The sequence below is a fragment of the Pseudomonas sp. BN417 genome (assembly GCF_029871205.1).
GTDB lineage: Bacteria > Pseudomonadota > Gammaproteobacteria > Pseudomonadales > Pseudomonadaceae > Metapseudomonas.
On the sequence record NZ_SSOJ01000166.1, the window covers coordinates 14,233 to 40,465 of the forward strand.

23 protein-coding genes and 2 tRNA genes are annotated in these 26,233 nt (G+C 65.2%); 22 read left to right on the plus strand and 3 right to left on the minus strand.

From position 1 onward, the window contains the following. The first annotated feature begins 15 nt into the window (after positions 1-15). The gene (gene orn / locus E8F11_RS29640) at positions 16-558 is read left to right on the plus strand and encodes an oligoribonuclease (protein ID WP_280292493.1); all 543 of its coding nucleotides are present in this window, start codon (positions 16-18) and stop codon (positions 556-558) included. A 34-nt stretch (positions 559-592) separates the two neighbouring features. On the opposite strand, the gene queG is transcribed toward orn, so the two are convergent. Then, positions 593-1,663 (minus strand): tRNA epoxyqueuosine(34) reductase QueG, encoded by a 1,071-nt coding sequence (queG, locus tag E8F11_RS29645; RefSeq protein WP_280292494.1) that lies wholly within the window; start codon positions 1,661-1,663, stop codon positions 593-595. A 68-nt stretch (positions 1,664-1,731) separates the two neighbouring features. On the opposite strand from queG, the gene E8F11_RS29650 reads away from it, so the two are divergent. The 13 genes from E8F11_RS29650 (at position 1,732) to E8F11_RS29710 (ending at position 16,792) form a co-directional block, all read left to right on the plus strand. Then, entirely contained in the window at positions 1,732-3,231 is a 1,500-nt protein-coding gene (locus E8F11_RS29650; RefSeq protein WP_280292495.1) for an NAD(P)H-hydrate dehydratase, read from the plus strand. Continuing rightward, positions 3,219-3,686 carry a tRNA (adenosine(37)-N6)-threonylcarbamoyltransferase complex ATPase subunit type 1 TsaE gene (gene tsaE, locus E8F11_RS29655; RefSeq protein ID WP_280292496.1) on the plus strand — a complete coding sequence of 156 codons (468 nt, stop codon included), beginning with the start codon at positions 3,219-3,221 and terminating at the stop codon, positions 3,684-3,686. Before E8F11_RS29650 ends, tsaE begins: the two co-directional genes overlap by 13 nt. Before the next feature lie 7 nt (positions 3,687-3,693). Next, positions 3,694-5,130: an N-acetylmuramoyl-L-alanine amidase gene (locus E8F11_RS29660; RefSeq protein WP_280292497.1), complete on the plus strand. Its 1,437-nt coding sequence runs from the start codon at positions 3,694-3,696 to the stop codon at positions 5,128-5,130. Then, positions 5,127-7,013, plus strand: a complete 1,887-nt coding sequence (mutL, locus tag E8F11_RS29665) for a DNA mismatch repair endonuclease MutL (protein ID WP_280292498.1) — start codon at positions 5,127-5,129, stop codon at positions 7,011-7,013. The genes E8F11_RS29660 and mutL overlap by 4 nt, the downstream gene beginning before the upstream one ends. A 2-nt stretch (positions 7,014-7,015) precedes the next feature. Further along, positions 7,016-7,990, plus strand: coding sequence for a tRNA (adenosine(37)-N6)-dimethylallyltransferase MiaA (miaA, locus tag E8F11_RS29670; protein WP_280292499.1), 975 nt, complete (start codon positions 7,016-7,018; stop codon positions 7,988-7,990). A 101-nt stretch (positions 7,991-8,091) separates the two neighbouring features. Then, positions 8,092-8,346 carry an RNA chaperone Hfq gene (gene hfq, locus E8F11_RS29675; RefSeq protein WP_003453015.1) on the plus strand — a complete coding sequence of 85 codons (255 nt, stop codon included), beginning with the start codon at positions 8,092-8,094 and terminating at the stop codon, positions 8,344-8,346. A 12-nt stretch (positions 8,347-8,358) separates the two neighbouring features. Continuing rightward, a complete protein-coding gene (hflX, locus tag E8F11_RS29680; RefSeq protein ID WP_280292500.1) occupies positions 8,359-9,660 on the plus strand; it encodes a ribosome rescue GTPase HflX in 1,302 nt (433 codons plus the stop codon). Between the two features lie 96 nt (positions 9,661-9,756). Further along, positions 9,757-10,923: an FtsH protease activity modulator HflK gene (gene hflK, locus E8F11_RS29685; protein ID WP_280292501.1), complete on the plus strand. Its 1,167-nt coding sequence runs from the start codon at positions 9,757-9,759 to the stop codon at positions 10,921-10,923. Beyond that, a complete protein-coding gene (gene hflC / locus E8F11_RS29690; protein WP_280292502.1) occupies positions 10,923-11,792 on the plus strand; it encodes a protease modulator HflC in 870 nt (289 codons plus the stop codon). Before hflK ends, hflC begins: the two co-directional genes overlap by 1 nt. A 106-nt stretch (positions 11,793-11,898) precedes the next feature. Further along, positions 11,899-12,084 carry a DUF2065 family protein gene (locus tag E8F11_RS29695; RefSeq protein WP_003453007.1) on the plus strand — a complete coding sequence of 62 codons (186 nt, stop codon included), beginning with the start codon at positions 11,899-11,901 and terminating at the stop codon, positions 12,082-12,084. Between the two features lie 34 nt (positions 12,085-12,118). Continuing rightward, a complete protein-coding gene (locus E8F11_RS29700) occupies positions 12,119-13,303 on the plus strand; it encodes an ATP phosphoribosyltransferase regulatory subunit (RefSeq protein ID WP_280292503.1) in 1,185 nt (394 codons plus the stop codon). Positions 13,304-13,406: 103 nt separating this feature from the next. Further along, positions 13,407-14,702 (plus strand): adenylosuccinate synthase, encoded by a 1,296-nt coding sequence (locus tag E8F11_RS29705; RefSeq protein ID WP_280292504.1) that lies wholly within the window; start codon positions 13,407-13,409, stop codon positions 14,700-14,702. 155 nt (positions 14,703-14,857) lie between these two features. Next, a complete protein-coding gene (locus E8F11_RS29710) occupies positions 14,858-16,792 on the plus strand; it encodes a methyl-accepting chemotaxis protein (protein ID WP_280292505.1) in 1,935 nt (644 codons plus the stop codon). A 122-nt stretch (positions 16,793-16,914) separates the two neighbouring features. Here the strand turns inward: E8F11_RS29710 and E8F11_RS29715 are convergent. Further along, positions 16,915-17,001, minus strand: a tRNA-Leu gene (locus E8F11_RS29715). 110 nt (positions 17,002-17,111) lie between these two features. After that, a tRNA-Leu gene (locus tag E8F11_RS29720) sits at positions 17,112-17,198 on the minus strand. A gap of 205 nt (positions 17,199-17,403) precedes the next feature. Here E8F11_RS29720 and rnr point away from each other — a divergent pair. The 8 genes from rnr (at position 17,404) to alr (ending at position 25,864) form a co-directional block, all read left to right on the plus strand. Then, positions 17,404-20,124: a ribonuclease R gene (gene rnr / locus E8F11_RS29725; protein WP_280292506.1), complete on the plus strand. Its 2,721-nt coding sequence runs from the start codon at positions 17,404-17,406 to the stop codon at positions 20,122-20,124. Then, on the plus strand, positions 20,121-20,867 hold the full coding sequence (gene rlmB / locus E8F11_RS29730; RefSeq protein WP_280292507.1) for a 23S rRNA (guanosine(2251)-2'-O)-methyltransferase RlmB: 747 nt from the start codon (positions 20,121-20,123) through the stop codon (positions 20,865-20,867). Before rnr ends, rlmB begins: the two co-directional genes overlap by 4 nt. 235 nt (positions 20,868-21,102) lie before the next feature. After that, positions 21,103-21,510, plus strand: coding sequence for a 30S ribosomal protein S6 (gene rpsF, locus E8F11_RS29735; RefSeq protein WP_280292508.1), 408 nt, complete (start codon positions 21,103-21,105; stop codon positions 21,508-21,510). Positions 21,511-21,538: 28 nt separating this feature from the next. Then, a complete protein-coding gene (gene rpsR, locus E8F11_RS29740) occupies positions 21,539-21,769 on the plus strand; it encodes a 30S ribosomal protein S18 (protein WP_016495030.1) in 231 nt (76 codons plus the stop codon). Between the two features lie 35 nt (positions 21,770-21,804). Beyond that, positions 21,805-22,698, plus strand: a complete 894-nt coding sequence (locus E8F11_RS29745) for a hypothetical protein (RefSeq protein WP_280292509.1) — start codon at positions 21,805-21,807, stop codon at positions 22,696-22,698. A gap of 21 nt (positions 22,699-22,719) precedes the next feature. Beyond that, positions 22,720-23,166 (plus strand): 50S ribosomal protein L9, encoded by a 447-nt coding sequence (gene rplI / locus E8F11_RS29750; RefSeq protein WP_280292510.1) that lies wholly within the window; start codon positions 22,720-22,722, stop codon positions 23,164-23,166. Between the two features lie 155 nt (positions 23,167-23,321). Further along, on the plus strand, positions 23,322-24,716 hold the full coding sequence (gene dnaB / locus E8F11_RS29755; protein ID WP_280292511.1) for a replicative DNA helicase: 1,395 nt from the start codon (positions 23,322-23,324) through the stop codon (positions 24,714-24,716). Between the two features lie 71 nt (positions 24,717-24,787). After that, complete coding sequence (gene alr, locus E8F11_RS29760) at positions 24,788-25,864, plus strand: alanine racemase (protein ID WP_280292512.1); 1,077 nt, start codon at positions 24,788-24,790, stop codon at positions 25,862-25,864. Positions 25,865-26,233 lie beyond the last annotated feature (369 nt).

Consider the following 26,233-nt stretch of genomic DNA (forward strand, 5'->3'; position numbering starts at 1 on the left):
CCCTGGAGACCGAATATGCAGAATGCCCTGAACCTGATCTGGATCGATCTGGAAATGACCGGACTGAACCCGGACACGGACGTCATCATCGAGATGGCGACCATAGTCACCGACAGCGAGCTCAACGTGCTCGCCGAAGGTCCGACCATCGCGATCCACCAGAGCGACGAGATCCTCGCCGGCATGGACGAGTGGAATACCCGTCAGCACGGCCAGAGCGGTCTGACCCAGCGAGTGCGCGAGAGCGTCATCAGCATGGCCGAAGCCGAGGCGCAGACCCTGACCTTCCTCGAGCAGTGGGTGCCCAAGGGCAAGTCGCCGATCTGCGGCAACAGCATCTGCCAGGACCGCCGCTTCCTCTATCGCCACATGCCGCAGCTGGAAGCCTACTTCCACTACCGCAACCTGGACGTCTCCACCCTTAAGGAGCTGGCGGCACGCTGGGCGCCCAAGGTGCGTGACGGGGTCAAGAAGAGCAGCAGCCACCTGGCCATGGACGACATTCGCGACTCGATCGCCGAGCTGCGGCACTATCGCGAGCACTTCATCAAGGTCTGAGAGGGCGCTCGCGATATCGTGAGCAGGCTCTGATTCAGGCTGCGCTCGCCCCGTGGCGGGCAAGCGCCCACTCCACATGCTCGCGCACCAGTGCCGAGGGGTATTCGCGGCGCAGGCGCAGCGCCTCAAGAACCGGGATACTCGAGGGCGCGTTGCCCAGACCCACCGCCAGGTTGCGCAGCCAGCGCTCGTAACCGGCGCGGCGCAGCGGCGAGCCTTCGGTGCGGCTGAGGAACTCTTCCTCGCTCCAGCGGAACAGCTCCGCCAGCTCGGCGTTGTCCAGGCCGTGGCGTGGCTGGAAGTCGCCCTCACCGGTGGAGCGGGCGAAGCGGTTCCAGGGGCAGACCATCTGGCAGTCATCGCAACCGAACACGCGGTTGCCGATCAGCGGGCGCAGGTCTTCGGGGATGCTGCCCTTGAACTCGATGGTCAGGTAGGAAATGCAGCGCCGCGCGTCCAACTGATAGGGGCCGACGAAGGCGGCGGTAGGGCAGATGTCCAGGCAGGCCGTGCAGCGCCCGCAGTGCTCGCTGCCGTGGGGCGGGTCCACTGGCAGTGGTGCGTCGACGAAGAGTTCGCCGAGGAAGAAGTAGCTGCCGGCCTTGCGGTTGAGCGCCAGGGTGTTCTTGCCGATCCATCCCAGGCCCGCCTGCTCGGCTATGGCTTTTTCCAGCACCGGCGCGCTGTCGACGAAGGCGCGGTAGTTGAACGGGCCTATGGCCTGCTCGATGCGCTCGGCCAAGTGCTGCAGGCGCTTGCGGATCAGCTTGTGGTAGTCGCGACCCAGGGCGTAGCGCGAGACGTAGGCCTTCTCCGGCTCGCCCAGGACCTTGGTCATGCGGGTGTCGCCGGGCAGGTAGTCCATGCGCAGGGAAATCACCCGCAAGGTACCGGGGACCAGCTCATCCGGGTGCGAACGTTTACTGCCGTGGGCGGCCATGTAGTCCATCTCGCCCTGGTAGCCGGCGTCCAGCCAGCGTTGCAGATGGCCTTCGTGCTCGCCGAGCTCGACCCCGGTGATACCCACCTGCTGGAAGCCCAGTTCGCGGCCCCAGTCCTTGATGGATTGGGCGAGCGATGCGAGATCTTGCGTGGAGAGGGACATGATGGAGCAGGAAACCGGGGCCGAGGTGGATATAATTCTGCCAGACCTTGCTGCCGTAACCGAATCCGATGCTGCCTTCTCGCGACGACCTGCCCCTTTCGCTCCATTCCGCCGACCAGGTGCGTGACCTTGACGCCCGCCTGATTGCCGCCGGCACTCCGGGATTCGAGCTGATGCAGCGCGCCGCCCATGCCGCCTGGCGCGCCTTGCGCCGCCGCTGGCCGGAGGCCGGCTGTGTCAGCGTGCTGGCCGGGCGTGGCAACAATGCCGGGGACGGCTACCTGGTGGCCGCGCTGGCCCAGCGCGCCGGCTGGCGGGTGAAGATCCTGGCCGTCGGTGCGGCTGACGCGCTGACGGGCGACGCGGCACTGGCGCGGGACGAGGCGATTGCCGCCGGTATTGTCATCCAGCCCTGGAGCGAGTGCGCGGCCCTCGAAGGCGTGGTGGTGGATGCCCTGCTGGGCACCGGGCTGTCCGGCGCCGTGCGTGAGCCCTATGCCCAGGCCATTCGCCTGCTCAATGCCAGTGGCTTGCCGGTGCTGGCCGTCGACATCCCGTCCGGGCTCTGTGCCGACACGGGCCGCGTACTGGGCGTGGCGGTGCGCGCGGACCTGACGATGACCTTCATCGGCCTGAAGCTGGGCCTGTTCACCGCCGATGCGCCGAACCAGGTGGGTGAGCTGATGTTCGACGATCTCCAGGCCGATCCCGGCCTGGTGGCGGCGACGCCGCGGTTGGCCGAACGCATGGCCGTCGGCAGCTTGCAGCGTCTGGCGCCGCGCCCGCGTACCGCGCACAAGGGCATGTTCGGGCACCTGCTGGTGGTGGGAGGCGACCGTGGCCTGGGCGGTGCGTCGCTGCTGTCGGCGGAAAGCGCGCTGCGCGGCGGCGCCGGCCTGGTGTCCCTGGCGACCCGTCCGGAGCATGTGGCGGCTTCGCTGGCGCGCCTTCCGGAGGTGATGTGCGCCGGGGTGAGTTCCGCCAACCAGCTGCTGGGACTGGCGGAAAAGGCCGATGTTCTAGTGGTGGGGCCCGGGCTCGGCCAGGCCGCCTGGGGCCGCAGCCTGCTCAGCGCCGTGGCTGGCCTGGCGGTGCCGCAGGTCTGGGATGCCGATGCCCTGAACCTGCTGGCCTTTGAGCAGGTCCGGCTTCCCGCTGGCTGTGTGATCACCCCGCATCCGGGCGAAGCCGCACGCCTACTGGGTATCCCGACCGCCGAGGTGCAGGCCGACAGACCGCGGGCCGCCTTGGGCCTGGCGCGCAAATTCAATGCCGTGGTCCTGCTCAAGGGCGCCGGCAGCCTGGTGGCGGCAGCGGACGGCCGCCTTGCCCTCTGTGATCGTGGCCATCCCGTTATGGCGGGGGCCGGGCTCGGCGATGTACTCGCCGGGCTGATAGGCGCCCTGATGGCCCAGGGGATGGACGACTTCGCCGCCACCAGCCTGGCCGTCTGGCTGCATGCGGGCGCCGGCGAAAGCCTGGCCCGGCAGGGCCGTGGGCTGGCAGCCAGTGACCTGATTCCGACCATTCGTCAGTTGCTCGAGGAGTTCTCGCCTTGCCTGAAGTGATCCTGCATGCCGAAGGCGAGGAGGCCATGCTGGCCCTCGGCGCCCGCCTTGCCACCCTGACCGGAGGTCGCGGCATTCTCTACCTGCATGGCGATCTGGGGGCGGGCAAGACCACGCTGTCTCGCGGCATCCTGCGTGGTCTGGGCCATACCGGGTCGGTGAAGAGCCCCACCTTCACCCTGGTCGAACCCTACGAAATTGGTGACAAACGCGCCTTCCATTTCGATCTGTACCGCCTCGCCGACCCGGAGGAATTGGAGTTTCTGGGCATCCGCGACTACTTCGAAGGCGACGCCCTGTGCCTGATCGAGTGGCCCCAGCGGGGCGCAGGCATTTTGCCAAAGGCCGACCTGGACATTAACATTACGCCGCAAGCGGGCGGCCGTTCGCTGCGGTTGTCGCCACACACCGAGCGCGGCGAGGCATGGTGTGCCGCCCTGGCCTTGGGAGCATGAAAAAAAGATGGGGTGGGGTATGCGCTCGCGCGCACTGTTTGCCGGGATTGGGGTTCTGCTTGCGGCGTTCGCCGCTGATGTCCTGGCTGCCGCGGAGGTTCGCGGGGTGCGGCTCTGGCGCGCGCCGGACAATACGCGCCTGGTCTTCGACCTGTCCGGTCCGGTCCAGCACTCCGTGTTCACGCTGACGGCACCCAACCGCATCGTCATCGATATCAACGGCGCCCAGCTCTCGACCAAGCTGGAGCAGCTGTCCCTCAGCAATACGCCAATCACCAGCGTGCGCTCCGCCCAGCGCACACCCACCGACCTGCGCGTGGTGATCGACGTTTCCGCCGCCGTGACGCCCAAGAGCTTCGCCCTGGCGCCCAACCAGCAATATGGCAACCGGCTGGTGGTGGACCTGTTCGACCAGGAAGCGGCCGCCAATGAGGCCAGCGCGCCCAAGGTAGCGACCGCGCCCACCACGCCCCAGGCCCCCGTGACCCCGACCCAGCCCGCGCCCAGCAAGCTGCCGCCGGTGCCGGGTGGCAAGCGCGACATCGTGGTCGCCATCGACGCCGGCCATGGTGGCGAGGACCCGGGTGCCCTCGGGCCGAAGGGCCAGCACGAGAAGAACGTGACCCTGGCGATCGCCAAGGAACTGCAGCGCCAGATCAGCCGGGAGAAGGGCTTCCGCGGTGAGCTGGTGCGTACTGGCGACTACTTCATCCCGCTGCGCAAGCGCACCGAGATCGCCCGCAAGAAGGGCGCCGACCTCTTCGTCTCCATCCATGCCGATGCCGCGCCCAGCCGCAGCGCCTTCGGTGCTTCGGTGTTCGCCCTGTCCGACCGTGGCGCCACCTCGGAAACCGCGCGCTGGTTGGCCGACAACGAGAACCGCTCCGACCTGATCGGCGGTGTCGGCAGCGTCAGCCTGGACGACAAGGACCGCATGCTCGCCGGCGTGCTGCTGGACCTGTCGATGACCGCGACCCTGTCCTCCAGCCTGAACGTCGGGCAGAAGGTACTGAGCAACGTCAGCCGCGTCACCCCGCTGCACAAGCGTCGGGTGGAGCAGGCCGGCTTCATGGTGTTGAAGTCGCCGGACATCCCATCGATCCTGGTGGAAACCGGCTTCATCTCCAACCACAACGAATCCCAGAAACTGGCCTCGCCGAGTCACCAGCAGGCGCTGGCGCGTTCGATCCAGACCGGTATCAAGCAGTTCTTCCAGCAGAATCCGCCGCCCGGTACTTACATCGCCTGGCTGCGTGACCAGGGCAAGATTGCCATCGGCCCGCGCGAGCATGTGGTGACGTCCGGCGAGAGCCTGGCGCTGATCGCCCAGCGCTATGAGGTGAGCATGGCGGCCCTGCGCAGCGCCAACTCGATGAAGGACGACAACATCAAGGTCGGGCAGACCCTGAATATCCCCGCTGCGACCCTGGCGGCCCAGCCATGAGCGAATTGCCGCGCATCCAGCTGCTGAGCCCGCGGCTGGCGAACCAGATCGCCGCCGGTGAAGTGGTCGAGCGTCCCGCCTCGGTCATCAAGGAACTGCTCGAGAACAGCCTGGACGCTGGCGCCCGGCGCATCGACGTCGAGGTGGAACAGGGCGGCATCAAGCTGCTGCGGGTGCGTGACGATGGCGGCGGCATTCCGGCGGACGACCTGCCGCTGGCATTGGCTCGCCATGCCACCAGCAAGATTCGCGACCTCGAAGACCTGGAACGGGTGTTGAGCCTGGGCTTCCGGGGTGAGGCGCTGGCCTCCATCAGCTCGGTGGCGCGCCTGACCATGACCTCACGCACGGCCGATGCCGAGCAGGCCTGGCAGGTGGAGACCGAAGGTCGTGACATGGAAGCCCGGGTGCAACCCGCGGCTCATCCCGTGGGTACCTCGGTGGAAGTGCGTGACCTGTTCTTCAATACGCCGGCGCGGCGCAAGTTCCTGCGTGCGGAGAAGACCGAGTTCGACCACCTGCAGGAAGTCATCAAGCGCCTGGCCCTGGCCCGCTTCGACGTGGCCTTCCACCTGCGCCACAACGGCAAGACCATCTTCGCGCTGAATGAAGCGCGCGATGCCATTTCCCGTGCCCGCCGCGTCGCCACTGTCTGCGGTCCGGCTTTCCTGGAGCAGGCACTGCCCATAGAAGTGGAGCGCAACGGCCTGCACCTCTGGGGCTGGGTCGGTCTGCCGACCTTCTCCCGTAGCCAGGCTGACCTGCAGTACTTCTATGTGAATGGCCGCATGGTGCGCGACAAGTTGGTCGCCCATGCCGTGCGCCAGGCTTATCGGGACGTGCTCTACAACGGCCGGCATCCCACTTTCGTACTGTTTTTCGAGGTCGATCCGGCGGTGGTCGACGTCAACGTGCACCCGACCAAGCACGAAGTACGCTTCCGCGACAGCCGCATGGTTCACGACTTCCTCTATGGCACCCTGCATCGCGCCCTGGGCGAGGTTCGCCCGGAAGACCAGTTGGCCGCGCCCGCCTCCACGGATGCCGTGGTGCGTCCGACCGGTCTCGCGGCTGGCGAGTTCGGTCCCCAGGCGGAGATGAGCCTGGCGGCCAACGCGCTGGAGCAACCCGCAGCCGAACCGGCCTGGCGCCCATCTGTCGGCGGTGGCTACCAGGCACCACGTCCGCAGCCCGGTCCGGGCGTACCGATCGCCGAAGCCCAAGGCGCCTACCGCGAGTTCTTTGCCGCGCTGCCCGCCACTGCTGCGCCCGTGGCCTTGCCCGAGTCCCAGGGCGATGTGCCGCCGTTGGGCTACGCGCTGGCCCAGCTCAAGGGCATCTATATCCTCGCCGAGAATGCCCAGGGGCTGGTGCTGGTGGACATGCATGCCGCCCACGAACGCATCACCTACGAACGCCTGAAGCTTGCCATGGCCAGCGAGGGGCTCAAGGGCCAGCCGCTGCTGGTGCCGGAGTCCATAGCCGTCAGCCAGCGCGAGGCCGACTGCGCCGAAGAACATGGCGAATGGTTCCGCCGCCTGGGCTTCGAGTTGCAGCGCCTGGGGCCGGAAACCCTGGCGATCCGCCAGATCCCGGCCTTGCTGAAGCAGGCCGAGGCTGCGCAACTGGTGCGCGATGTGCTCTCCGACCTGCTGGAATACGGCACCAGCGATCGCATCCAGGCCCACCTGAACGAGTTGCTCGGTACCATGGCCTGCCACGGTGCGGTGCGTGCCAACCGCCGGCTGACCCAGCCGGAGATGAACGCGCTGCTGCGCGATATGGAACACACCGAACGCAGTGGCCAGTGCAACCATGGGCGTCCGACCTGGACGCAGCTGGGTATGGATGACCTGGACAAGCTGTTCCTGCGCGGTCGTTGAGCATGAATAAGCCGCTGCCGCCGGCAATCTTCCTGATGGGCCCCACCGCCGCCGGCAAGACTGACCTGGCCCTGGAGCTGGCGCGAGCCTTGCCTTGCGAGCTGATCAGCGTGGATTCTGCGCTGATCTATCGCGGCATGGACATAGGCACCGCCAAGCCGGACAAGGCCACCCTGGCCGAGTTTCCCCATCGCCTGATCGATATCCGCGACCCGGCCGAGAGCTACTCGGCCGCCGAATTCCGCGCGGACGCCCTGGCTGCCATGGCGGAGATCACCGCCAAAGGGCGGATTCCCCTGCTGGTGGGCGGAACCATGCTTTATTACAAGGCGTTGCTGGAAGGTCTGGCGGACATGCCCAGCGCCGATCCCGAGGTGCGTGCCGAGTTGGAAGCCCGCGCCGCGCGCGAGGGCTGGGACACTCTCCACCGGGAGCTGGCGGCGGTGGACCCGGAATCCGCCGCGCGCATCCATCCCAACGATCCGCAGCGCCTGACCCGGGCGCTGGAGGTCTATCGGGTCAGTGGGCTGACCATGACCGCCCATCGGCAGCGCCAGGCCGCGCAAAATCTGGCCGGGAACGCGCCAGGTAAGGCGCATTTGCCTTATACTGTCGCGCATCTGGCTATTGCACCGGCGCAGCGACAGGTGTTGCACGAAAGAATTGCGCAACGTTTTCGCCTGATGCTGGAACAGGGCTTCATCCAGGAGGTCGAAGCGCTGCGCAGTAGAAGTGACTTGCATGCAGGACTGCCGTCTATAAGGGCGGTCGGTTACCGCCAGGTGTGGGATTACCTGGATGGCGGGCTGACCCGGGCCGAGATGGAGGAACGGGGTATCATTGCCACCCGCCAACTCGCCAAGCGACAGTTCACCTGGTTACGCAGTTGGTCCGACCTGTACTGGTTGGATAGCCTGGCTTGCGACAATCTGCCGCGTACCTTGAAATACCTGAAGTCGGTCTCCATATTGAGCTGAGACCGAGCCGGTTACCGTCTATCCTTGGGGGTAGGGTGGGTACCAGTCTTCTTTCTTCATTTGAAAACTAAAACGATTTTTCCCTTAAAGGAGTGCGGCATATGTCAAAAGGGCATTCGCTACAAGACCCTTACCTCAATACCCTGCGTAAGGAACGCGTACCGGTTTCCATCTATCTGGTCAACGGCATCAAGCTGCAAGGCCAGATCGAATCCTTCGACCAGTTCGTGATCCTGCTGAAGAACACAGTCAGCCAGATGGTCTACAAACACGCCATCTCCACCGTTGTACCGAGTCGTCCGGTACGTCTGCCCAGTGCTTCCGAGCAAGAGCAGCCGGAGCCGGGCAACGCCTGATAGGAGACTGCATTGTTTTTCGAACGCCCTGGTGGTGGTGAACGGGCCATCCTGGTTCATCTGGAAGGCCAAGATCCCGAGGCGCGCGAAGACCCGCAGGAGTTCTTGGAACTTGCACGTTCGGCCGGTGCGGATACGGTGGCATTCGTCTCCGTTTCCCGTCACCAGCCAACGGCCAAGTACCTGATCGGTAGCGGCAAGGTCGACGAGTTGCACGACTTGGTCATGGCCGAAAAGGCCGAACTGGTCATCTTCAATCACACCCTCACACCCAGCCAGGAGCGCAACCTCGAGCGCGCCTTCGAGTGTCGGGTGCTCGACCGTACCGGTCTGATTCTCGACATCTTCGCCCAGCGCGCCCGTACCCATGAAGGCAAGCTGCAGGTCGAACTGGCCCAGCTCAATCACATGAGCACGCGCCTGGTGCGCGGCTGGACCCACCTTGAGCGCCAGAAAGGCGGTATCGGCCTGCGTGGCCCGGGTGAAACCCAGCTGGAAACCGACCGCCGCCTGCTGCGCGTGCGCATTCGCCAGATCAAGCAACGCCTGGAGAAGGTCCGTAGCCAACGCGAGCAGGCGCGCCGCGGGCGCAAGCGCGCGGATATCCCGGTGGTCTCCCTGGTGGGTTACACCAACGCCGGCAAGTCCACCCTGTTCAATGCGCTGACCACGTCCGAGGTCTATGCGGCCGACCAGTTGTTCGCCACGCTCGACCCCACCTTGCGCCGGCTGGATCTGGACGACCTGGGACCGATAGTGCTGGCCGATACCGTGGGCTTCATTCGTCACCTGCCGCACAAGCTGGTCGAGGCCTTCCGGGCTACCCTTGAAGAGTCCGCCAACGCCGATCTCCTGTTGCATGTGATCGATGCCCATGAGCCCGAACGCATGGCGCAGATCGAGCAGGTGCTGGCGGTGCTGGGCGAGATCGGCGCCGAGGGGCTGCCGATGCTGGAGGTCTACAACAAGGTGGACCTGCTGGAAAGCGTCGAGCCGCATATCCAGCGTGACGAAGAGGGCAAGCCCGAGCGGGTCTGGCTCTCGGCGCGCGACGGCGATGGCCTCGAACTGCTGGAGCAGGCCGTGGCCGAGTTGCTGGGCGATGACCTGTTCGTCGGCACCCTGCGCCTGCCGCAGCGTTTCGGCCGGCTGCGGGCGCAGTTTTTTGCCCTGGGTGCGGTACAGACCGAAGAACATGACGAGGCCGGCGATATCCTGCTGGCGGTGCGGCTGCCACGCGTCGAGCTGAATCGACTGGTCAGTCGCGAAGGCTGGCAGCCGAGCGAGTTCCTCGAGCAACACACTTTGCAATAAAGCCCGTTTAGGTGATTTTGCCGCGGGCCGCGGGCTTGGGTAGCATGGGCGGGCGCGCCGTGGGCGCGTCTTTGCTTTATCAGTATGGAGAGCGCTATGGCTTGGAACGAGCCGGGTGGCAACTCGAATAACCAGGACCCCTGGGGTGGACGCCGTGGTGGCGACCGCAAAGGGCCACCGGACCTGGACGAGGCCTTCCGCAAGCTGCAGGACAGCCTGAATGGATTGTTCGGTAGCGGCAAGAAACGTGGCGGCGACGAGGGTGGTGGCAGATCGGGCGGTTTCGGCCTGCTCGGCATCGGCCTGGCCCTGCTTGCCGTGGTCTGGCTTTACAGTGCCGTCTACGTGGTGGACGAGCAGGAGCAGGCCGTGGTGCTGCGCTTCGGCAAGTACTACGAGACCGTAGGCCCGGGCCTGAACATCTACTTCCCGCCGATCGATCGCAAGTTCCAGGAGAACGTCACCCGCGAGCGTGCCTATAGCAAGCAGGGTCAGATGCTCACCGAGGACGAGAACATCGTCGAAGTGCCGCTCACCGTCCAGTACAAGATCAGCAACCTCCAGGACTTCGTGCTGAACGTCGACGAGCCAGAGGTCAGCCTGCAGCACGCCACTGAAAGCGCCCTGCGCCATGTGGTCGGCTCCACCGAGATGGACCAGGTGCTGACCGAGGGCCGTGAGCTGATGGCCAGCGAGATCAAGGAGCGCCTGCAGCGTTTCCTCGACAACTACCGCACCGGTATCACGGTCACCCAGGTCAACGTGCAGAGCGCGGCCGCCCCGCGTGAAGTGCAGGAAGCCTTCGACGACGTGATCCGTGCTCGCGAAGACGAACAGCGCGCCAAGAACCAGGCCGAGGCCTACGCCAACGCCGTGGTGCCCGAGGCACGCGGCCAGGCCCAGCGCATCATCGAGGATGCCAACGGCTACCGCGACGAAGTGATCGCCCGCGCCGAGGGTGAGGCCGACCGCTTCAGCAAGCTGCTTACCGAGTACCACAAGGCGCCCGAGGTCACTCGCCAGCGTTTGTACCTGGAGACAATGCAGGATGTCCTCGGCAATACCAGCAAGGTCCTGGTGACCGGCAAGGAGGGTCAGAACAATCTGCTCTACCTGCCGCTGGACAAGATGATCGACAATCGTGGCGGCAGCCCCGCCCCGGCGGCTCCGGCCGCATCGGCCTCCGCGAGCGGCAGTGACCTTGGCTCGCGGGTCGCCACCGATCTTCAGCAGCGCAATCTGCGTTCCAGGGAGAGTCGCTGATGACCAATAAATCTCTGTTCGCCCTGATCGGCGGCGTGGTGGTGGCCCTGCTCGTCTGGAGCAGCCTGTACATCGTGTCGCAGACCGAGAAGGCGGTCCTGCTGCAGTTCGGCCGCATCGTCGAAGCCGACGTTCAGCCCGGCCTGCATATGAAGATTCCGTACGTCAACCAGGTGCGCAAGTTCGATGCGCGCCTGCTGACCCTGGACTCGCCGACCCAGCGCTTCCTCACGCTGGAGAAGAAAGCGGTGATGGTGGATGCCTTCGCCAAATGGCGTGTGGCTGATGCCGAGCGTTTCTACACCGCGACTTCCGGCATGAAGCAGATCGCCGACGAGCGTCTGTCTCGCCGCTTGGAAGCGGGCCTGCGCGACCAGTTCGGCAAGCGGACCCTCCATGAAGTGGTGTCCGGCGAGCGCGATGCGCTGATGGCGGACATCACGGCTGCGCTGAACCGCATGGCCAACAAGGAACTGGGCATCGAAGTGGTGGATGTGCGGGTGAAGGCCATCGACCTGCCCAAGGAAGTCAACCGCAGCGTCTTCGAGCGGATGAGCACCGAGCGTGAGCGTGAAGCCCGCGAGCACCGCGCCAAAGGTTCGGAACTGGCTGAAGGCATCCGTGCCGACGCTGACCGCCAGCGCCGCGTACTCCTCGCCGAAGCCTATCGTGAAGCCGAGGAAACCCGTGGTGATGGCGATGCCAGGGCGGCTGCCATCTACGCCAAGGCATACGGCCAGGACCAGGAGTTCTACGCCTTCCACCGTAGCCTCCAGGCCTATCGCGAAAGCTTCTCCAACAAGGGCGACGTGATGGTCCTGGATCCGGGCAGCGAGTTCTTCCGCTACCTGGACAAGGCCGCGCGCTGATCAGTCCCTCCGGCGGACGCTCATCGTCCGCCGGGGTGACCGGCAGGGAAAACGTGTTATCATGGGTCAGCCGGGAAGTCCCGGCTTTTTTGCGTCCGCGGGAATCATGTGGCAGGAACTCGGCATTGCCTTTTGTCTGATGCTGGTGCTGGAAGGCATCCTGCCCTTCCTCTATCCGCGCCGTTGGCGCGCCGCGGTGCTTGGGTTGGCGGAGTTCAAAGACCGCCATCTCCGCCTGATGGGCCTGTCCAGCATGTTGCTGGGGACCGGCCTCCTGTATCTGCTTCACTGATGGCTTGCCGCCCGGCTGAGAGGGGATTGGCGAAATGGCAACGGTAGATCGCTGGCTGCTGCCAGATGGTATCGAAGAAGTACTGCCGCCCGAGGCGGCACGCATCGAGGCAGCTCGCCGCCAGGTGCTGGATCTGTTCCAGCGTTGGGGCTACGACTTCGTGGTCACCCCGCACATTGAATATCTCGAATCGCTGCTGACTGGCGCAGGCCAGGATCTCGACCTGCGTACCTTCAAGGTGACCGACCCGCAGTCGGGCCACCTGATGGGGTTCCGCGCCGACATCACGCCGCAAGTGGCGCGCATCGATGCCCACACCCTGCGTCGCGAAGGCCCGAACCGCCTGTGTTATGCCGGCAGCGTGCTGCATGCCAAGCCGCGCGCGCTGTCCACCTCGCGCAGTCCGATCCAGTTGGGTGCCGAGCTCTACGGTGACGCCAGCCCGGCCAGCGACGTGGAAGTCATCAGCCTGATGCTGGAAATGCTCGAGCTCGCCGCTGTGCCCGAGGTGCACATGGATCTCGGCCATGTCGGCATCTACCGAGGCCTGGCCAAGGCGGCGGGGCTCTCCGGCGAAGTCGAGCGCAGCCTGTTCGACGCCTTGCAGCGCAAGGCGGTGGACGAAGTCGCCGAGCTGACCGAAGACCTGCCGCACGAACTGGCCTCCATGCTCCGCGCCCTGGCCGAACTCTGCGGCGGCCGCGAGGTGCTTGACCTGGCCCAGGGCGTGCTGATGGATGCACCCAATGACGTGCATGTCGCGCTGGACGAGCTGATCGCCATCGCCGACGCGCTGGAATTGCGTTACCCCGAGCTGCCGCTCTATTTCGACCTGGGCGAGCTGCGCGGCTATCACTATCACACCGGGGTGGTGTTCGCCGCCTTCGTGCCGGGCGTCGGGCAGTCCATCGCCCAGGGCGGCCGCTACGACGACATCGGTGCCGACTTCGGTCGTGCCCGCCCGGCCACCGGGTTCTCCACCGACCTGAAGACCCTGGTGACCCTGGGCAACATGGCGCTGGACCAGCCGGTCTCCGGCATCTGGGTGCCGGACAGCCACGACCCCTACCTCTGGTACGAGGTCAAGCGTCTGCGCGCCGATGGCCAGCGCGTGGTCCAGGCTCTGCCGGGACAGGAAGTGGCGAACGCGCAGGAGGCCGGTTGCGATCGCCAGTTGGTCCTGCGCGAGGGGCGCTGGCAGGTGGCGGCGCTTTCCTAGGAAGGTGGCTTCATGGTCGGCGCAGATGGCCGGCCACAAACGAGTTTCCGTGTTTTCCGCCGGCGGCTGCCGGCATCGAGCTTCTGCGAAGAGGACAAGTGTTATGGGTAAGAATGTCGTAGTCCTGGGCACCCAGTGGGGTGATGAGGGTAAAGGCAAGATCGTCGATCTGCTGACCGACCAGGCTGCCGCCGTCGTGCGTTATCAGGGCGGCCACAACGCCGGCCACACCCTGGTGATCGACGGCGAGAAGACCGTGCTGCACCTGATCCCGTCCGGCATCCTGCGCGAGAACGTCGAGTGCCTGATCGGCAACGGCGTGGTGGTCGCGCCCGATGCGCTGCTGCGTGAAATCACCAAGCTGGAAGAGAAGGGCGTACCGGTGCGCGAGCGCCTGCGCATCAGCCCGGCTTGCACCCTGATCCTGCCGTACCACGTGGCCCTGGACCAGGCCCGCGAGAAAGCCCGCGGCGATGCCAAGATCGGCACCACCGGTCGCGGCATCGGCCCGGCTTACGAAGACAAGGTCGCCCGTCGCGGCCTGCGCATCGGCGACCTGTTCCACCGCGAACGCTTCGCGGCCAAGCTGGGCGAGCTGCTGGACTACCACAACTTCGTGCTGCAGCACTATTACAAGGAGCCGGCGGTCGACTTCCAGAAAACCCTGGACGAGGCCCTGGGCTACGCCGAGCTGCTCAAGCCGATGATGGTCGACGTCGCCGCGCGCCTGCACCAGCTGCGCAAGCAGGGCGCCTACATCATGTTCGAAGGCGCGCAGGGCTCGCTGCTGGACATCGACCACGGCACCTACCCCTACGTCACCAGCTCGAACACCACTGCCGGCGGTACCGCTACCGGTTCCGGTTTCGGCCCGCTGTACCTGGATTACATCCTCGGCATCACCAAGGCCTACACCACTCGCGTGGGTTCCGGCCCGTTCCCGACCGAGCTGTTCGACGACACAGGTGCCTTCCTGGCCAAGCGTGGCCATGAGTTCGGCTCCACCACCGGTCGTGCCCGTCGCTGCGGCTGGTTCGATGCCGTGATCCTGCGTCGCGCCATCGAGATCAACAGTATCTCCGGCCTCTGCCTGACCAAGCTCGACGTGCTCGATGGTCTGGAGACCATCCGCATCTGCACCGGCTACAAGGACCAGAATGGCGAGGTCCTGGTGGATGCGCCGACCGACGCCGACAGCTATATCGGCCTGCAGCCGGTCTACGAGGAAATGCCGGGCTGGAGCGAATCCACCGTCGGCGCCAAGAGCCTGGAAGAACTGCCGGCCAACGCCCGCGCCTACATCCAGCGCGTCGAAGAGCTGGTGGGTGCGCCTATCGATATCATCTCCACCGGTCCTGACCGTAACGAGACGATCGTCCTGCGTCACCCCTACGCCTGAGTCTCCTGACTCCCCCAAAGGGCCGCCCAGTGCGGCCCTTTGTCGTTTCTGTGGCTGTGAATGTCACGCTGCCGATCGGCACGCGCCTTGCTGGTACTCAATAAATCCCTGTTGTCGCCGTTACAGCGGTAACGGTCGTTAAGGAGCCACAAGTCGTGTCAGCCATCCTCTCCCTGTTGCAAAGTCGTTTGCTGCGTCCGGTCTTCATCGCCCTGGGGCTGGCCCTGCTGGTGCAGGTGGTGGTGGCTGTTGCCCTGACGCGAAGCACGGTGAATTCCCTGGTCGATGAGCTGGGTGTGAGGCTGGGGAGTGATACCCAGCGCCTGGCCGGCGACCTCGAACTGGCCGGGCAGGAAGTGTCCGGTAGCCTGAGCGCGCTCTCCGGCAAGACCCGCGAGCGCCTGGGCGCCTCTCTCAGCGAGCGGCTCCAGCAGGAGCAGGGCCAGCTGCGCCAGACCCTGGAGCAGAACCTCAAGGAATCGGCCAACGACCTGGCGCAGTTGCTCGCTGCCGTGGCGCCGCGAGCCATGTGGGACAACGACGTGCCGACGCTTTCCGAATTCGCCCGCCGCGCCCAGCGCAATCCCAATGTGCTCTTCGTGGTCTACGACGATGCTACCGGTCAACATCTGACGCGTTACCTCAATCGCGAAAATCCCCAGATCAAGGCTCTGCTGGCCAAGGGGCAGGGGGAGCGGGCGCTGGACAAGGTGTTGAATGCGGCCGCCAGCGACCCTTCCGTCTACCTGGTGGACGCCTCCATCAGTCCCAATGGCGTGGAGATCGGCAAGGTGCGCATGGGGGTGTCCACGGCTTCGGTGGAGCAGCAGCTGAAGGTGTTGGACCAGCGTTTCGCCGCACTGATCGCCAGTGGCGGCGAGCTGGTGGGCGAGAGCCTTGCCGGCGCCGCCAGCGAAAGCAGCACGGCGCTGACCGCGCGCCTGCAGTCGGCGCGCGAGGCGGCCGGCAACATGAGCGCCGGTACCCGACAGGCAGTGGAGGCGGCAGCGGGCGAGTTGCGCTGGCGCATCGGCCTTGGGCTGGCGCTGGTCGGTCTGGGTACGTTGCTGGTGCTGGCCCTGGTGCTTGGGCGGCGCGTGGTGGTGCGTCTGCGGCTGCTGATCGATGCCCTGGATGACCTGGCCGCCGGTGAGGGCGACCTGACTCGCCGGGTCAAGCTGGACAGTCGCGACGAGGTGGGTGAGATGGCCACCGCGGTTAACCGCTTCGTCGACAAGTTGCAGCTCATCGTTCGCGAGGCGGGGGAGGTGGCGCAGCGTACCGGGGTCGAGATCGTGGCATTGTCCCAGCGCAGCCAGTCGGCCGAAGCGGCGGCGCAACGCCAGCGCAGCGAAGTGGAGGGCAGCCTGCATGCATTGTCCGGCATGGTGGCAGAGGCTCAGGCCGAGAGCCATGCGATGCAGAGTACCTTGCGCCAGGTCGGCGAGATCCGCCAGGCCGCGCAGGACAATGCGGCCATCGCGCGCAAGGTGGGTGGCCTGATCGAGAACCTGGAAGCGCGGGTTCAGAACGGTTCCGAGGTGATCGAGCGGCTGGCGCGGCAGAGCGAGCAGATCGAGATGGTGCTGTCGGTCATCCATGGCATTGCCGAACAGACCAACCTGCTGGCGCTGAACGCCGCTATCGAGGCGGCCAGGGCAGGGGAGAGCGGTCGCGGTTTCGCTGTGGTGGCGGACGAGGTGCGCGCGCTTGCCAGCAAGACCCAGCAATCCACCGGCGATATCCAGGAACACATCACCGCTCTGCAAACGGGAGCGCGCGAGGCGGTGGCGGCCATTTCCCAGGCGCGGGAGCGCGCGGTCGAGGGACTGGAGGCGCTGCGTGACAGCGAGCGCCTGCAGCAAGGTGTGCAGCAGGCGGTGGAACAGGTGCACGGCGCGGTGCAGGCGGCGGCCCGCGCGGCCGAGCAGCAGGCGGCCGGGGCCGATGGCGTACGTGGCCGGGTGGATGTGATCCATGCCGAGGCCAGCCTGGCGGCCGAAGCGGTGGCTGCGACTGCCGGCAGTGGGCGGGTGCTCGCCGGCCTGGCCGATCAGCTCAAGGCCAGCCTCGGGCAGTTCAGGGCATAGACGGCAGTCGTGGGCGGGGCTGGGCGCAAGCCTGGCCTCTAGGTGGACTCGAGGCGGCGGGGCTGAATGCCGGGATGCAGAAAGCACAAAGCCGAGCAGAGCTCGGCTTTGTGTTTGAAGAGTGGTGCCCAGGAGAAGACTCGAACTTCCACGGTGTTGCCACCGCTAGGACCTGAACCTAGTGCGTCTACCAATTCCGCCACCTGGGCACATTGCGATGATCGCTCATCGACTTATACGGACTTCATCGAGGTAGTCGATACGGATCCGTACAATCCGTTAAACGCGAAACCGAGCTGTGCGGCTCGGCTTCTGAAAATGGTGCCCAGGAGAAGACTCGAACTTCCACGGTGTTGCCACCGCTAGGACCTGAACCTAGTGCGTCTACCAATTCCGCCACCTGGGCACTGGATGCGATGATTGCTCATCTGCTTCCGGTTACAACGTCTCAGCGACGCTGTGGGCGCGAACTATACGAGCCGACTTTTGTGTTGTAAACCCCTGAGCGCGAAAAAAATTATTCTTCAGCCTAAGCTGACCGACAATTGGAATTCGCGCTTCAATAGGCATATGGCAAACCCAACTATGAATGAACAGGTGATCACTCTCTAATGGCCGATTGGCAGAACCTCGACCCCGAGGCCGCTCGCGAGGCGGAAAAATACGAGAACCCCATTCCCAGCCGCGAGCTGATCCTGCAGCGCCTCGACGAGCGCGGTGCGCCTGCCAGCCGGGAACAGCTGGTGGAAGAATTCGGCCTGACCACCGACGAACAGCTGGAGGCCCTGCGTCGCCGCCTCCGCGCCATGGAGCGTGACGGCCAGCTTATCTATACCCGCCGCGGCACCTATGCGCCGGTCGACAAGCTCGACCTGATCTGCGGCCGCATCAGTGGCCACCGCGATGGCTTCGGCTTCCTCATTCCCGATGACGGCAGCGACGATCTGTTCCTCAGCCCGGCGCAGATGCGCCTGGTATTCGACGGTGACCGCGCGCTGGCGCGAGTTGCCGGCCTCGACCGACGTGGTCGTCGCGAAGGGGCGTTGGTGGAAATAATTGCACGCGCCCACGAAACCCTGGTTGGCCGCTTCTTCGAGGAAAGCGGCATTGCCCGGGTGGTCGCGGACAATCCGAAGATCCAGCAGGAAGTGCTGATTGCCGCGGGCAAGCAGGGCGCCGCCAAGCACGGCCAGTTCGTCCAGGTGAAGATCGAGCAGTGGCCAAGCAATTTCCGCCTGGCCCAGGGCGAGGTGGTGGAGGTGCTGGGTGACTACATGGCGCCGGGCATGGAGATCGAAGTCGCCCTGCGCAGCTATGACCTTCCCCACGAGTGGCCCGCCGCCGTGATCAAGGAAGCCGCCAAGCTCAAGCCCGAGGTGGCTGAGAAGGACAAGGAAAAGCGCATCGACCTGCGTGACCTGCCGCTGGTCACCATCGACGGCGAGGACGCCCGCGATTTCGACGACGCGGTCTATGCAGAAGCCCGCAAGGGTGGCGGCTGGCGCCTGATCGTCGCCATCGCCGACGTTTCCCACTATGTAAAGGTGGGCTCGGCGCTGGACGAGGAAGCGACCAATCGCGGCAACTCGGTGTACTTCCCGGAAAAGGTCATCCCGATGCTGCCGGAGGTGCTGTCCAACGGCCTCTGCTCCCTGAACCCGCTGGTGGACCGCCTGGCCATGGTCTGCGACATGACCATCTCCCGCGCCGGCAAGCTCACCGGCTACGAGTTCTATGAAGCGGTCATCCATTCCCATGCACGGCTCACCTACACCAAGGTCAGCCAGTTCCTGGAAACCCCGGAGTCCACCGAGGCCCGGCTGTTCGCCGAACAGCTACCGAACCTGGTCAAACCCCTGGAGCAGCTCTACAAGCTCTACAAGGTGCTGTTGGCGGCTCGCCAGGTGCGTGGCGCCATCGACTTCGAGACCCAGGAGACGCGCATCGTCTTCGGCGCCGACCGCAAGATCTCCGAGATCCTGCCGACCCAGCGCAATGACGCCCACAAGCTGATCGAGGAGTGCATGCTCTGCGCCAACGTGGCCACCGCGCGCCTTCTCTTGCAGCACGAGATTCCGGCGCTCTACCGCATCCACGATGGCCCGCCGAGCGAGCGCCTGGACAAACTGCGGCAGTTCCTCGCCGAGCTGGGGCTTTCCCTCAATCGCGGCAAGGGCGAGCCGACCCCCAGCGATTACCAGGCCCTGCTGGAAAAGGTGCGCGAGCGCCCGGACTTCCACCTGATCCAGACGGTGATGCTGCGTTCCCTCAGCCAGGCGGTGTACAGCCCTGATAACGTCGGGCACTTCGGCCTCAACTACGACGCTTACACCCACTTCACCTCACCCATCCGCCGCTACCCGGACCTGCTGGTGCACCGTGCCATCCGCGGCCTGATCCGCTCCAAGCGGGCCAGCGACCACGTGCAGCGCGCAGGCGCGGCGAGCATGCCCAAGGCGCGCATCTATCCCTACGACGAGGCGCGCCTGGCGCAGCTCGGCGAGCAATGCTCGATGACCGAGCGCCGCGCCGACGAAGCCACCCGCGACGTCACCAACTGGTTGAAGTGCGAGTACATGCGCGACCGCGTGGGCGAGACTTTCCCGGGCGTTATCACCGCAGTGACCGGTTTCGGCATCTTCGTCGAGCTGATCGACATCTATGTGGAAGGCCTGGTGCACGTCACCGCGCTGCCGGGTGACTATTACCACTTCGACCCCATCCACCATCGCCTGTCCGGCGAGCGCAGCGGCCGCAGCTTCCGCCTGGGCGATCCGGTGGAAGTGGTGGTGGCGCGGGTCGACCTGGACGAGCGCAAGATCGACTTCGAGCTGTCCGAGAACGTCCTCAGCGCCCCGGTGGGCCGCAAGAAGCGCGGGCAGGAGAAGCCAGCGCCCAAGGCCGTGGCCGAACCCCGTGTCGGCAAGGGTCGTGGCCGCGGCGCCAAGGCCGCTGCGCGCGCTGCCCAGGAAAAGCCCTGGCATGAACCCCAGGCCGCTGTGGCGCCGCGTCGGCATCGCGCCGGCAAGGTCCAGGCGCTGCCCGAAGTGCCGCCGGAAATGCTCTCCCAGGCCGAGGAGATGCTCGGCAACACCGATGTGAGCAAGAGCCGCGCCCTCAAGCAGGCCCTGCTCAGCGAAGCCAAGCAGGGAGCCAAGGCCAGCAAGGGCAGCCGACCGGCGCAGAAGCCCCTGGATAAGCCGGGCAAGGTCGAGGCCAAGCCGCCGAAGAAGAAGGCCAAGGCAGCGAAGGCCAAGGTCGCCAGCAAACCCTCGAAACACCGTAAAGGGCCGCCCAAGCCCAAGGCGCCCACCAGCAAGGTCAAGAAATGAGTCAGTTGGAAAAGGTCTACGGCGTGCATGCCGTGGAGGCGCTGCTGCGCCATCACCCGAAGCGCGTGAAGCAGCTGTGGCTGGCGGAAAGCCGGCATGACCCGCGTGTCCAGGTCCTGATAGACCTGGCTGGGCAGCACCGCATCGCGGTCGGCCACAAGGACCGCCACGAACTGGACGAGTGGGCTGAAGGCGTGCACCAGGGCGTGGTGGCCGAAGTCAGTCCCAGCCAGGTCTGGGGCGAGAACATGCTCGACGAATTGCTCGAGCGCACACCCGGCGCGCCCCTGCTGCTGGCCCTGGATGGAGTCACCGATCCGCACAACCTCGGCGCCTGCCTGCGCACCGCCGATGCTGCCGGGGTCCTGGCGGTGATTGTGCCCAAGGACAAGTCCGCCACCCTCAATGCCACGGTGCGCAAGGTGGCCTGTGGCGCGGCGGAAGTGATGCCGCTGGTGGCGGTGACCAACCTCTCGCGCACTTTGGAAAAACTGCAGAAGAAGGGGCTCTGGGTGGTCGGTACGGCCGGCGAGGCCGAGCAGGAGGTCTACCAGCAGGACATGACCGGCCCTACCGTGCTGGTCATGGGGGCCGAAGGCAAGGGCATGCGCCGGCTGACCCGCGAGCACTGCGATTACCTGGTCAAGCTGCCCATGGCCGGCAGCGTCAGCAGCCTGAATGTCTCGGTGGCCACCGGCGTCTGCCTGTTCGAAGCCGTGCGCCAGAGGAAGCTGAAGGCCTGAGATTCGGGGTCTTCAGGTGGGGCGGGGCTCTACGCAAGGTCGGGCCCCGCACGCCCGCTTCCAGCTGTTCAAATAATCGACAATCTTCCTTGCGCGGCATCAGGCCCTTCTCTAGAATGTCGCCCCTTGCCGTGAGGGCAGGCTATTGCGCGCCCTCTCCCCGGCAAGCCAAAACGAGATATTCACTCCTTGCCTGACCACTAAGTTGGCAGGCTACAACCCGTAAGGAGCATTTATGCGTCATTACGAAATCATCTTCCTGGTTCACCCGGACCAGAGCGAGCAGGTTGGCGGCATGGTTGAGCGCTACACCAAGCTCATCGAAGAAGACGGTGGCAAGGTTCACCGCCTGGAAGACTGGGGCCGTCGTCAGCTGGCCTACGCCATCAACAACGTTCACAAGGCTCACTACGTGATGCTGAACGTTGAGTGCAGCGGCAAGGCCCTGGCCGAGCTGGAAGACAACTTCCGCTACAACGATGCCGTCATCCGCAACCTGGTCATCCGTCGCGACGAAGCCGTCACTGGCCAGTCCGAGATGCTCAAGGCCGAGGAAAACCGCAGCGAGCGCCGTGAGCGCCGTGAGCGCGTTGAGACTGACGTTGCCGCAGAAGGCGATGACAGCGACAACGCTGACGAGTAATCCACGGATCTATTGAGGAGCCAAGTTCATGGCACGTTTCTTCCGTCGTCGTAAGTTCTGCCGTTTCACCGCTGAAGGCGTGAAAGAGATCGACTTCAAGGATCTCAACACCCTGAAGGCCTACGTCTCCGAAACCGGCAAGATCGTTCCGAGCCGTATCACCGGTACCAAAGCCAAGTATCAGCGTCAGCTGGCTACCGCTATCAAGCGCGCCCGCTACCTGGCCCTGCTGCCCTACACCGACAGCCACGGTCGTTGAGACCGGACCGTCGACTAGGTAAGGGATAGAACCCAATGCGCGCTCTGGCTGAGTTCATCATGCGCGGTCGCAAGCAGGCCATCCTCGTGGTGGCGGGTGCTGCGGCCCTGCCGTTGATGTTCTGGCTGAGCGCAGCCGCGGGCAGCCTGGTGCTGCTGCGGCGTGGTGTGAACGATGCTCTCGGCATTCTTGCCTGGGCTCTGCTACCGGCCCTCGGCTGGTGGTACTTCGGCGAACCGCGCACCCTGATGGTGTTGCTCGGCGCGCTGGGGTTGGCCCTGGTGTTGCGTTCCAGCGTGTCCTGGACGCGGGTGCTGATGATCAGCGTGGCGCTCGGGCTGCTTTACAGCCTGGTGCTGGGCGCGGTGTTCCGCGAGCCCATTACCGCCATGGCGGCGGAGCTGGAAAAGCTCATGCCGCAGGTGATGGGTGGCGTCTATTCGCAATTGGCGGATGACGAGCGAGCGCGCCTGGGAGCCATGATCGCGCCGGTCCTGACCGGCCTGATCGCGTCGCTGCTGCAGCTGGTCAGCGTGCTGAGCCTGATGCTTGGCCGCTACTGGCAGGCAGCCTTGTATAACCCCGGTGGTTTCGGTGGCGAGTTCCGCGCCCTGAAACTGTCGCCGGTGCTGGCCTTCGGGCTGTTGGCCGCCATGCTGCTGGGTCCGAACCTGGGCCTGGAGCTGGCGATGCTGACGCCGATCTGCAGTGTGCCGCTGGCGATCGCCGGGCTGGCCCTGCTGCATGGGCTGGCCAAACAAGGCGGACTGGCCGGTTTCTGGCTGGTGGGGTTGTACGTGTCGCTGCTGCTGTTCATGCAACTGGTCTATCCGTTGCTGGTGGTCCTGGCCATAGTCGACAGTCTGATTGATTTTCGCGGACGCAAGGCGCGCAAGAATGGCGCCGGCCCTGCGAACGGTGAAGGTTAAAAGTTAAGAGGTAAGACTCAAATGGAAGTCATCCTGCTCGAAAAAATCGCCAACCTGGGCAACCTGGGCGACAAGGTGAATGTAAAGGCCGGTTACGGCCGTAACTACCTGCTGCCGCAAGGCAAGGCCACCGCTGCTACCGCCGAGAACGTTGCTGCGTTCGAAGCCCGCCGCGCTGAGCTGGAAAAGCAGGCCGCCGACAAGAAGGCCAACGCCGAAGCTCGCGCTGCCCAGCTGTCCGAACTGGAAGTGACCATCACTGCCAGCGCTGGCGACGAAGGCAAGCTGTTCGGTTCCATCGGCACCCACGACATCGCTGACGCCCTGACCGCCTCCGGCGTTCCGGTTGCCAAGGCTGAAGTCCGCCTGCCGAACGGCACCATCCGTCAAGTTGGCGAGTACGACGTTGCACTGCACCTGCACACCGACGTCGAAGCGACCGTCAAGCTGATCGTGATCGCTGGCTAAGAGCCTTTTCACGATCTCGTAGGAGATCGTGGACAGGTTCGTCGCACGTCGTCGAGTGGACTTGCACTCAGGCGCAAGGCCGCTAACATCGGGCACGTCATCGCGAAAGCGATGACGTGCCCGATGTCTTTCTACCCCAAGATTTTTCCGAGCCCATGAACGATATCTCCGTCCCGGAACAGTTCGACCTGCAAACCTCCGCCCTGAAAGTGCCACCGCACTCCATCGAGGCCGAGCAGGCCGTCCTCGGGGGCCTGATGCTGGACAACAACGCCTGGGAGCGCGTGCTCGACCAGGTGTCCGACGGCGACTTCTATCGCCACGATCATCGGCTGATCTTCCGCGCCATCTACAAGCTGGCCGAGCGCAACATGCCGTTCGATGTGGTCACCCTGTCCGAGCAACTGGACAAGGAAGGGCAGTTGCCCCAGGTCGGTGGCCTGGCCTACCTCGGCGAACTGGCGAAGAACACCCCGTCGGTGGCCAACATCAAGGCCTACGCCCAGATCATTCGCGAGCGCGCCACACTGCGCCAGCTGATCGGCATCAGCACCGACATTGCCGACAGCGCCTATTCGCCCCAGGGGCGGACCGGGGAAGAGATCCTCGACGAAGCCGAGCGGCTGATCTTCCAGATCGCCGAGGCGCGGCCCAAGACCGGCGGTCCGGTGGGCATCAACGACATCCTGGTCAAGGCCATCGACCGCATCGACGAGCTGTTCAACAACGGCGATGCCATCACCGGCCTTTCCACCGGCTTCAACGACCTGGACAACCTGACCAGCGGCCTGCAGCCGGCCGACATGATCATCGTCGCCGGCCGTCCGTCCATGGGTAAGACCACCTTCGCGATGAACCTGGTGGAAAACGCCCTGATGCGCAGTGACAAGGCGATCCTGGTGTATTCCCTGGAGATGCCCTCCGAATCCATCGTGATTCGTATGCTCGCGTCCCTCGGGCGCATCGACCAGACCAAGGTCCGTGCCGGCCGCCTGGACGACGATGATTGGCCGCGCCTGACTTCCGCAGTCAACTTGCTCAATGACCGCAAGTTGTTCATCGATGACACTGCTGGCATCTCGCCCTCCGAGATGCGCGCCCGTACCCGCCGCCTGGCGCGCGAGCACGGCGAGATTGGCCTGATCATGGTCGACTACCTGCAGCTGATGCAGATTCCCGGTTCCAGCGGCGACAGCCGTGTGAACGAGATCTCCGAGATCTCGCGCTCGCTGAAAGCCCTGGCCAAGGAGTTCAACTGCCCGGTGATCGCCTTGTCCCAGCTGAACCGGGGACTCGAACAGCGCCCGAACAAGCGCCCGATCAACTCCGACCTGCGCGAATCCGGGGCGATCGAGCAGGACGCCGACATCATCCTGTTCGTGTACCGCGACGAGGTTTACCACCCCGAGACCGAGTTCAAGGGCGTGGCCGAGATCATCATCGGCAAACAGCGTAACGGTCCACTGGGTACCGCGCGGCTGGCCTTCCTCGGCAAGTACTCGCGCTTCGAGAACCTCGCGCCGGGTGCCTACCAGTTCGACGACGAATAAGCTGCAGATCAATGAATGCGGGCGCCCAGGCGGTATGATGGGCGCCCGTTTTCGTTCATGAGCCCGCCGCAATGCGCCCGCTGATCGCCGCCGTCGACCTTTCCGCCATTCGCCACAATTACGCCGTCGCCAAGCGCTGCGCGCCGGGCCGGCAGGCCTTCGCGGTGGTCAAGGCGAATGCCTATGGCCATGGCGTGCGCGAGGTGGTCAGCAGCTTGCACGGTGAGGCGGACGGCTATGCCGTGGCTTGCCTGGAAGAGGCCGCCGAGGTTCGCGCCCTGGATGACCAGGCCCGGGTACTGCTGCTGGAAGGCTGCTTCGAGCCGGCCGAGTACCAGCTGGCCGCCCAGCTTGGGCTGGACCTGGTGGTGCAGGGACAGGAACAGGCCGAAGCCCTGCTCGCTGCCGGGCTGGCGCGGCCGCTGAACGTCTGGCTCAAGCTGGACTCCGGCATGCACCGCCTGGGTTTCACCGCGGACGATCTGCGCCGCTGGCACGGGCGCCTGCGCGACGCCGCCCAGGTGGCCGAACTCAACCTGATCAGCCACTTCGCCTGCGCCGACCTTCGCGGCCACGAACTCAACGAAGCGCAGCTGGAGGCCTTCCTCGATCTGCTGACCCTGGACTTCGACCAGCGCAGCCTGGCCAACTCGGCGGCGATCCTGACTATCCCCGCCGCCCACATGGACTGGCTACGCCCCGGCATCATGCTCTACGGTGCTTCGCCCTTCGCCGACCTCAGCGCCGCCGAACTGGGCCTGAAGCCCGCCATGAGCCTCAGTGCCCAACTGATCGCCGTGCGTGAGATCGCCGCGGGGGAATGCGTGGGCTACGGCGCCACCTGGGAGGCGGCCCGACCGTCACGCATCGGGACCGTCAGCTGCGGCTATGCCGACGGCTACCCGCGCCACGCGCCCAGCGGCACCCCGGTGGTGGTCAATGGCCGCCGCGTACCCCTGGTTGGCCGCGTTTCCATGGACATGCTGGCGGTGGACCTGAGCGACATGCCGCAAGCCCGGGTAGGCGACCCGGTGGAGCTCTGGGGCGCCCAGCTGCCGGTCGACGAACTGGCCCAGGCCTGCGGCACCATCGGCTACGAGCTGCTGACCAAGGTCACCGCGCGGGTGCCGCGGCGCTATCTGGCCTGAGGCCTTACGAAAACGGGGGCCAGACGTTCTGCGTGCTTAGGCTTCCCTCACCCCAGCTCTCTTCCGGAGGGAGAGGGGGTTAACCGTGCGGTCAGGTGCTTTGCTGTTGGGGCGAATTCATTGGCTATGTCTGCATTAAGTGTTGCTAGAAGGTCATGAGCCAAGCGGCTTTTCGAGCCCGCTTGCAGTTTCTGTTTCGCCTCCCGGCGAGTCTCTTTTTTCAGTCGCCAAAAAAGAAACCAAAAAGGCTTGCCCCTACATCCGGCCCGGCTGCGCCGGGTCCCCTCGCTCCATCGCCGCTCCGGAGGCCCGGCGTGAGGGGCCATCCATGGCCCCGCACGCCTCTCGCGGCATCCATGCCGCTCGTCC

Bases quoted from the DNA above. Each gene is read 5' to 3' on its own strand.
- orn (WP_280292493.1), top strand. From the start codon at position 16: ATGCAGAATGCCCTGAACCTGATCTGGATCGATCTGGAAATGACCGGA.
- queG (WP_280292494.1), bottom strand. From the start codon at position 1,663: ATGTCCCTCTCCACGCAAGATCTCGCATCGCTCGCCCAATCCATCAAG.
- E8F11_RS29650 (WP_280292495.1), top strand. From the start codon at position 1,732: ATGCTGCCTTCTCGCGACGACCTGCCCCTTTCGCTCCATTCCGCCGAC.
- E8F11_RS29660 (WP_280292497.1), top strand. From the start codon at position 3,694: ATGGGGTGGGGTATGCGCTCGCGCGCACTGTTTGCCGGGATTGGGGTT.
- mutL (WP_280292498.1), top strand. From the start codon at position 5,127: ATGAGCGAATTGCCGCGCATCCAGCTGCTGAGCCCGCGGCTGGCGAAC.
- miaA (WP_280292499.1), top strand. From the start codon at position 7,016: ATGAATAAGCCGCTGCCGCCGGCAATCTTCCTGATGGGCCCCACCGCC.
- hfq (WP_003453015.1), top strand. From the start codon at position 8,092: ATGTCAAAAGGGCATTCGCTACAAGACCCTTACCTCAATACCCTGCGT.
- hflK (WP_280292501.1), top strand. From the start codon at position 9,757: ATGGCTTGGAACGAGCCGGGTGGCAACTCGAATAACCAGGACCCCTGG.
- hflC (WP_280292502.1), top strand. From the start codon at position 10,923: ATGACCAATAAATCTCTGTTCGCCCTGATCGGCGGCGTGGTGGTGGCC.
- E8F11_RS29695 (WP_003453007.1), top strand. From the start codon at position 11,899: ATGTGGCAGGAACTCGGCATTGCCTTTTGTCTGATGCTGGTGCTGGAA.
- E8F11_RS29700 (WP_280292503.1), top strand. From the start codon at position 12,119: ATGGCAACGGTAGATCGCTGGCTGCTGCCAGATGGTATCGAAGAAGTA.
- E8F11_RS29705 (WP_280292504.1), top strand. From the start codon at position 13,407: ATGGGTAAGAATGTCGTAGTCCTGGGCACCCAGTGGGGTGATGAGGGT.
- rnr (WP_280292506.1), top strand. From the start codon at position 17,404: ATGGCCGATTGGCAGAACCTCGACCCCGAGGCCGCTCGCGAGGCGGAA.
- rlmB (WP_280292507.1), top strand. From the start codon at position 20,121: ATGAGTCAGTTGGAAAAGGTCTACGGCGTGCATGCCGTGGAGGCGCTG.
- rpsF (WP_280292508.1), top strand. From the start codon at position 21,103: ATGCGTCATTACGAAATCATCTTCCTGGTTCACCCGGACCAGAGCGAG.
- rpsR (WP_016495030.1), top strand. From the start codon at position 21,539: ATGGCACGTTTCTTCCGTCGTCGTAAGTTCTGCCGTTTCACCGCTGAA.
- E8F11_RS29745 (WP_280292509.1), top strand. From the start codon at position 21,805: ATGCGCGCTCTGGCTGAGTTCATCATGCGCGGTCGCAAGCAGGCCATC.
- rplI (WP_280292510.1), top strand. From the start codon at position 22,720: ATGGAAGTCATCCTGCTCGAAAAAATCGCCAACCTGGGCAACCTGGGC.
- dnaB (WP_280292511.1), top strand. From the start codon at position 23,322: ATGAACGATATCTCCGTCCCGGAACAGTTCGACCTGCAAACCTCCGCC.
- alr (WP_280292512.1), top strand. From the start codon at position 24,788: ATGCGCCCGCTGATCGCCGCCGTCGACCTTTCCGCCATTCGCCACAAT.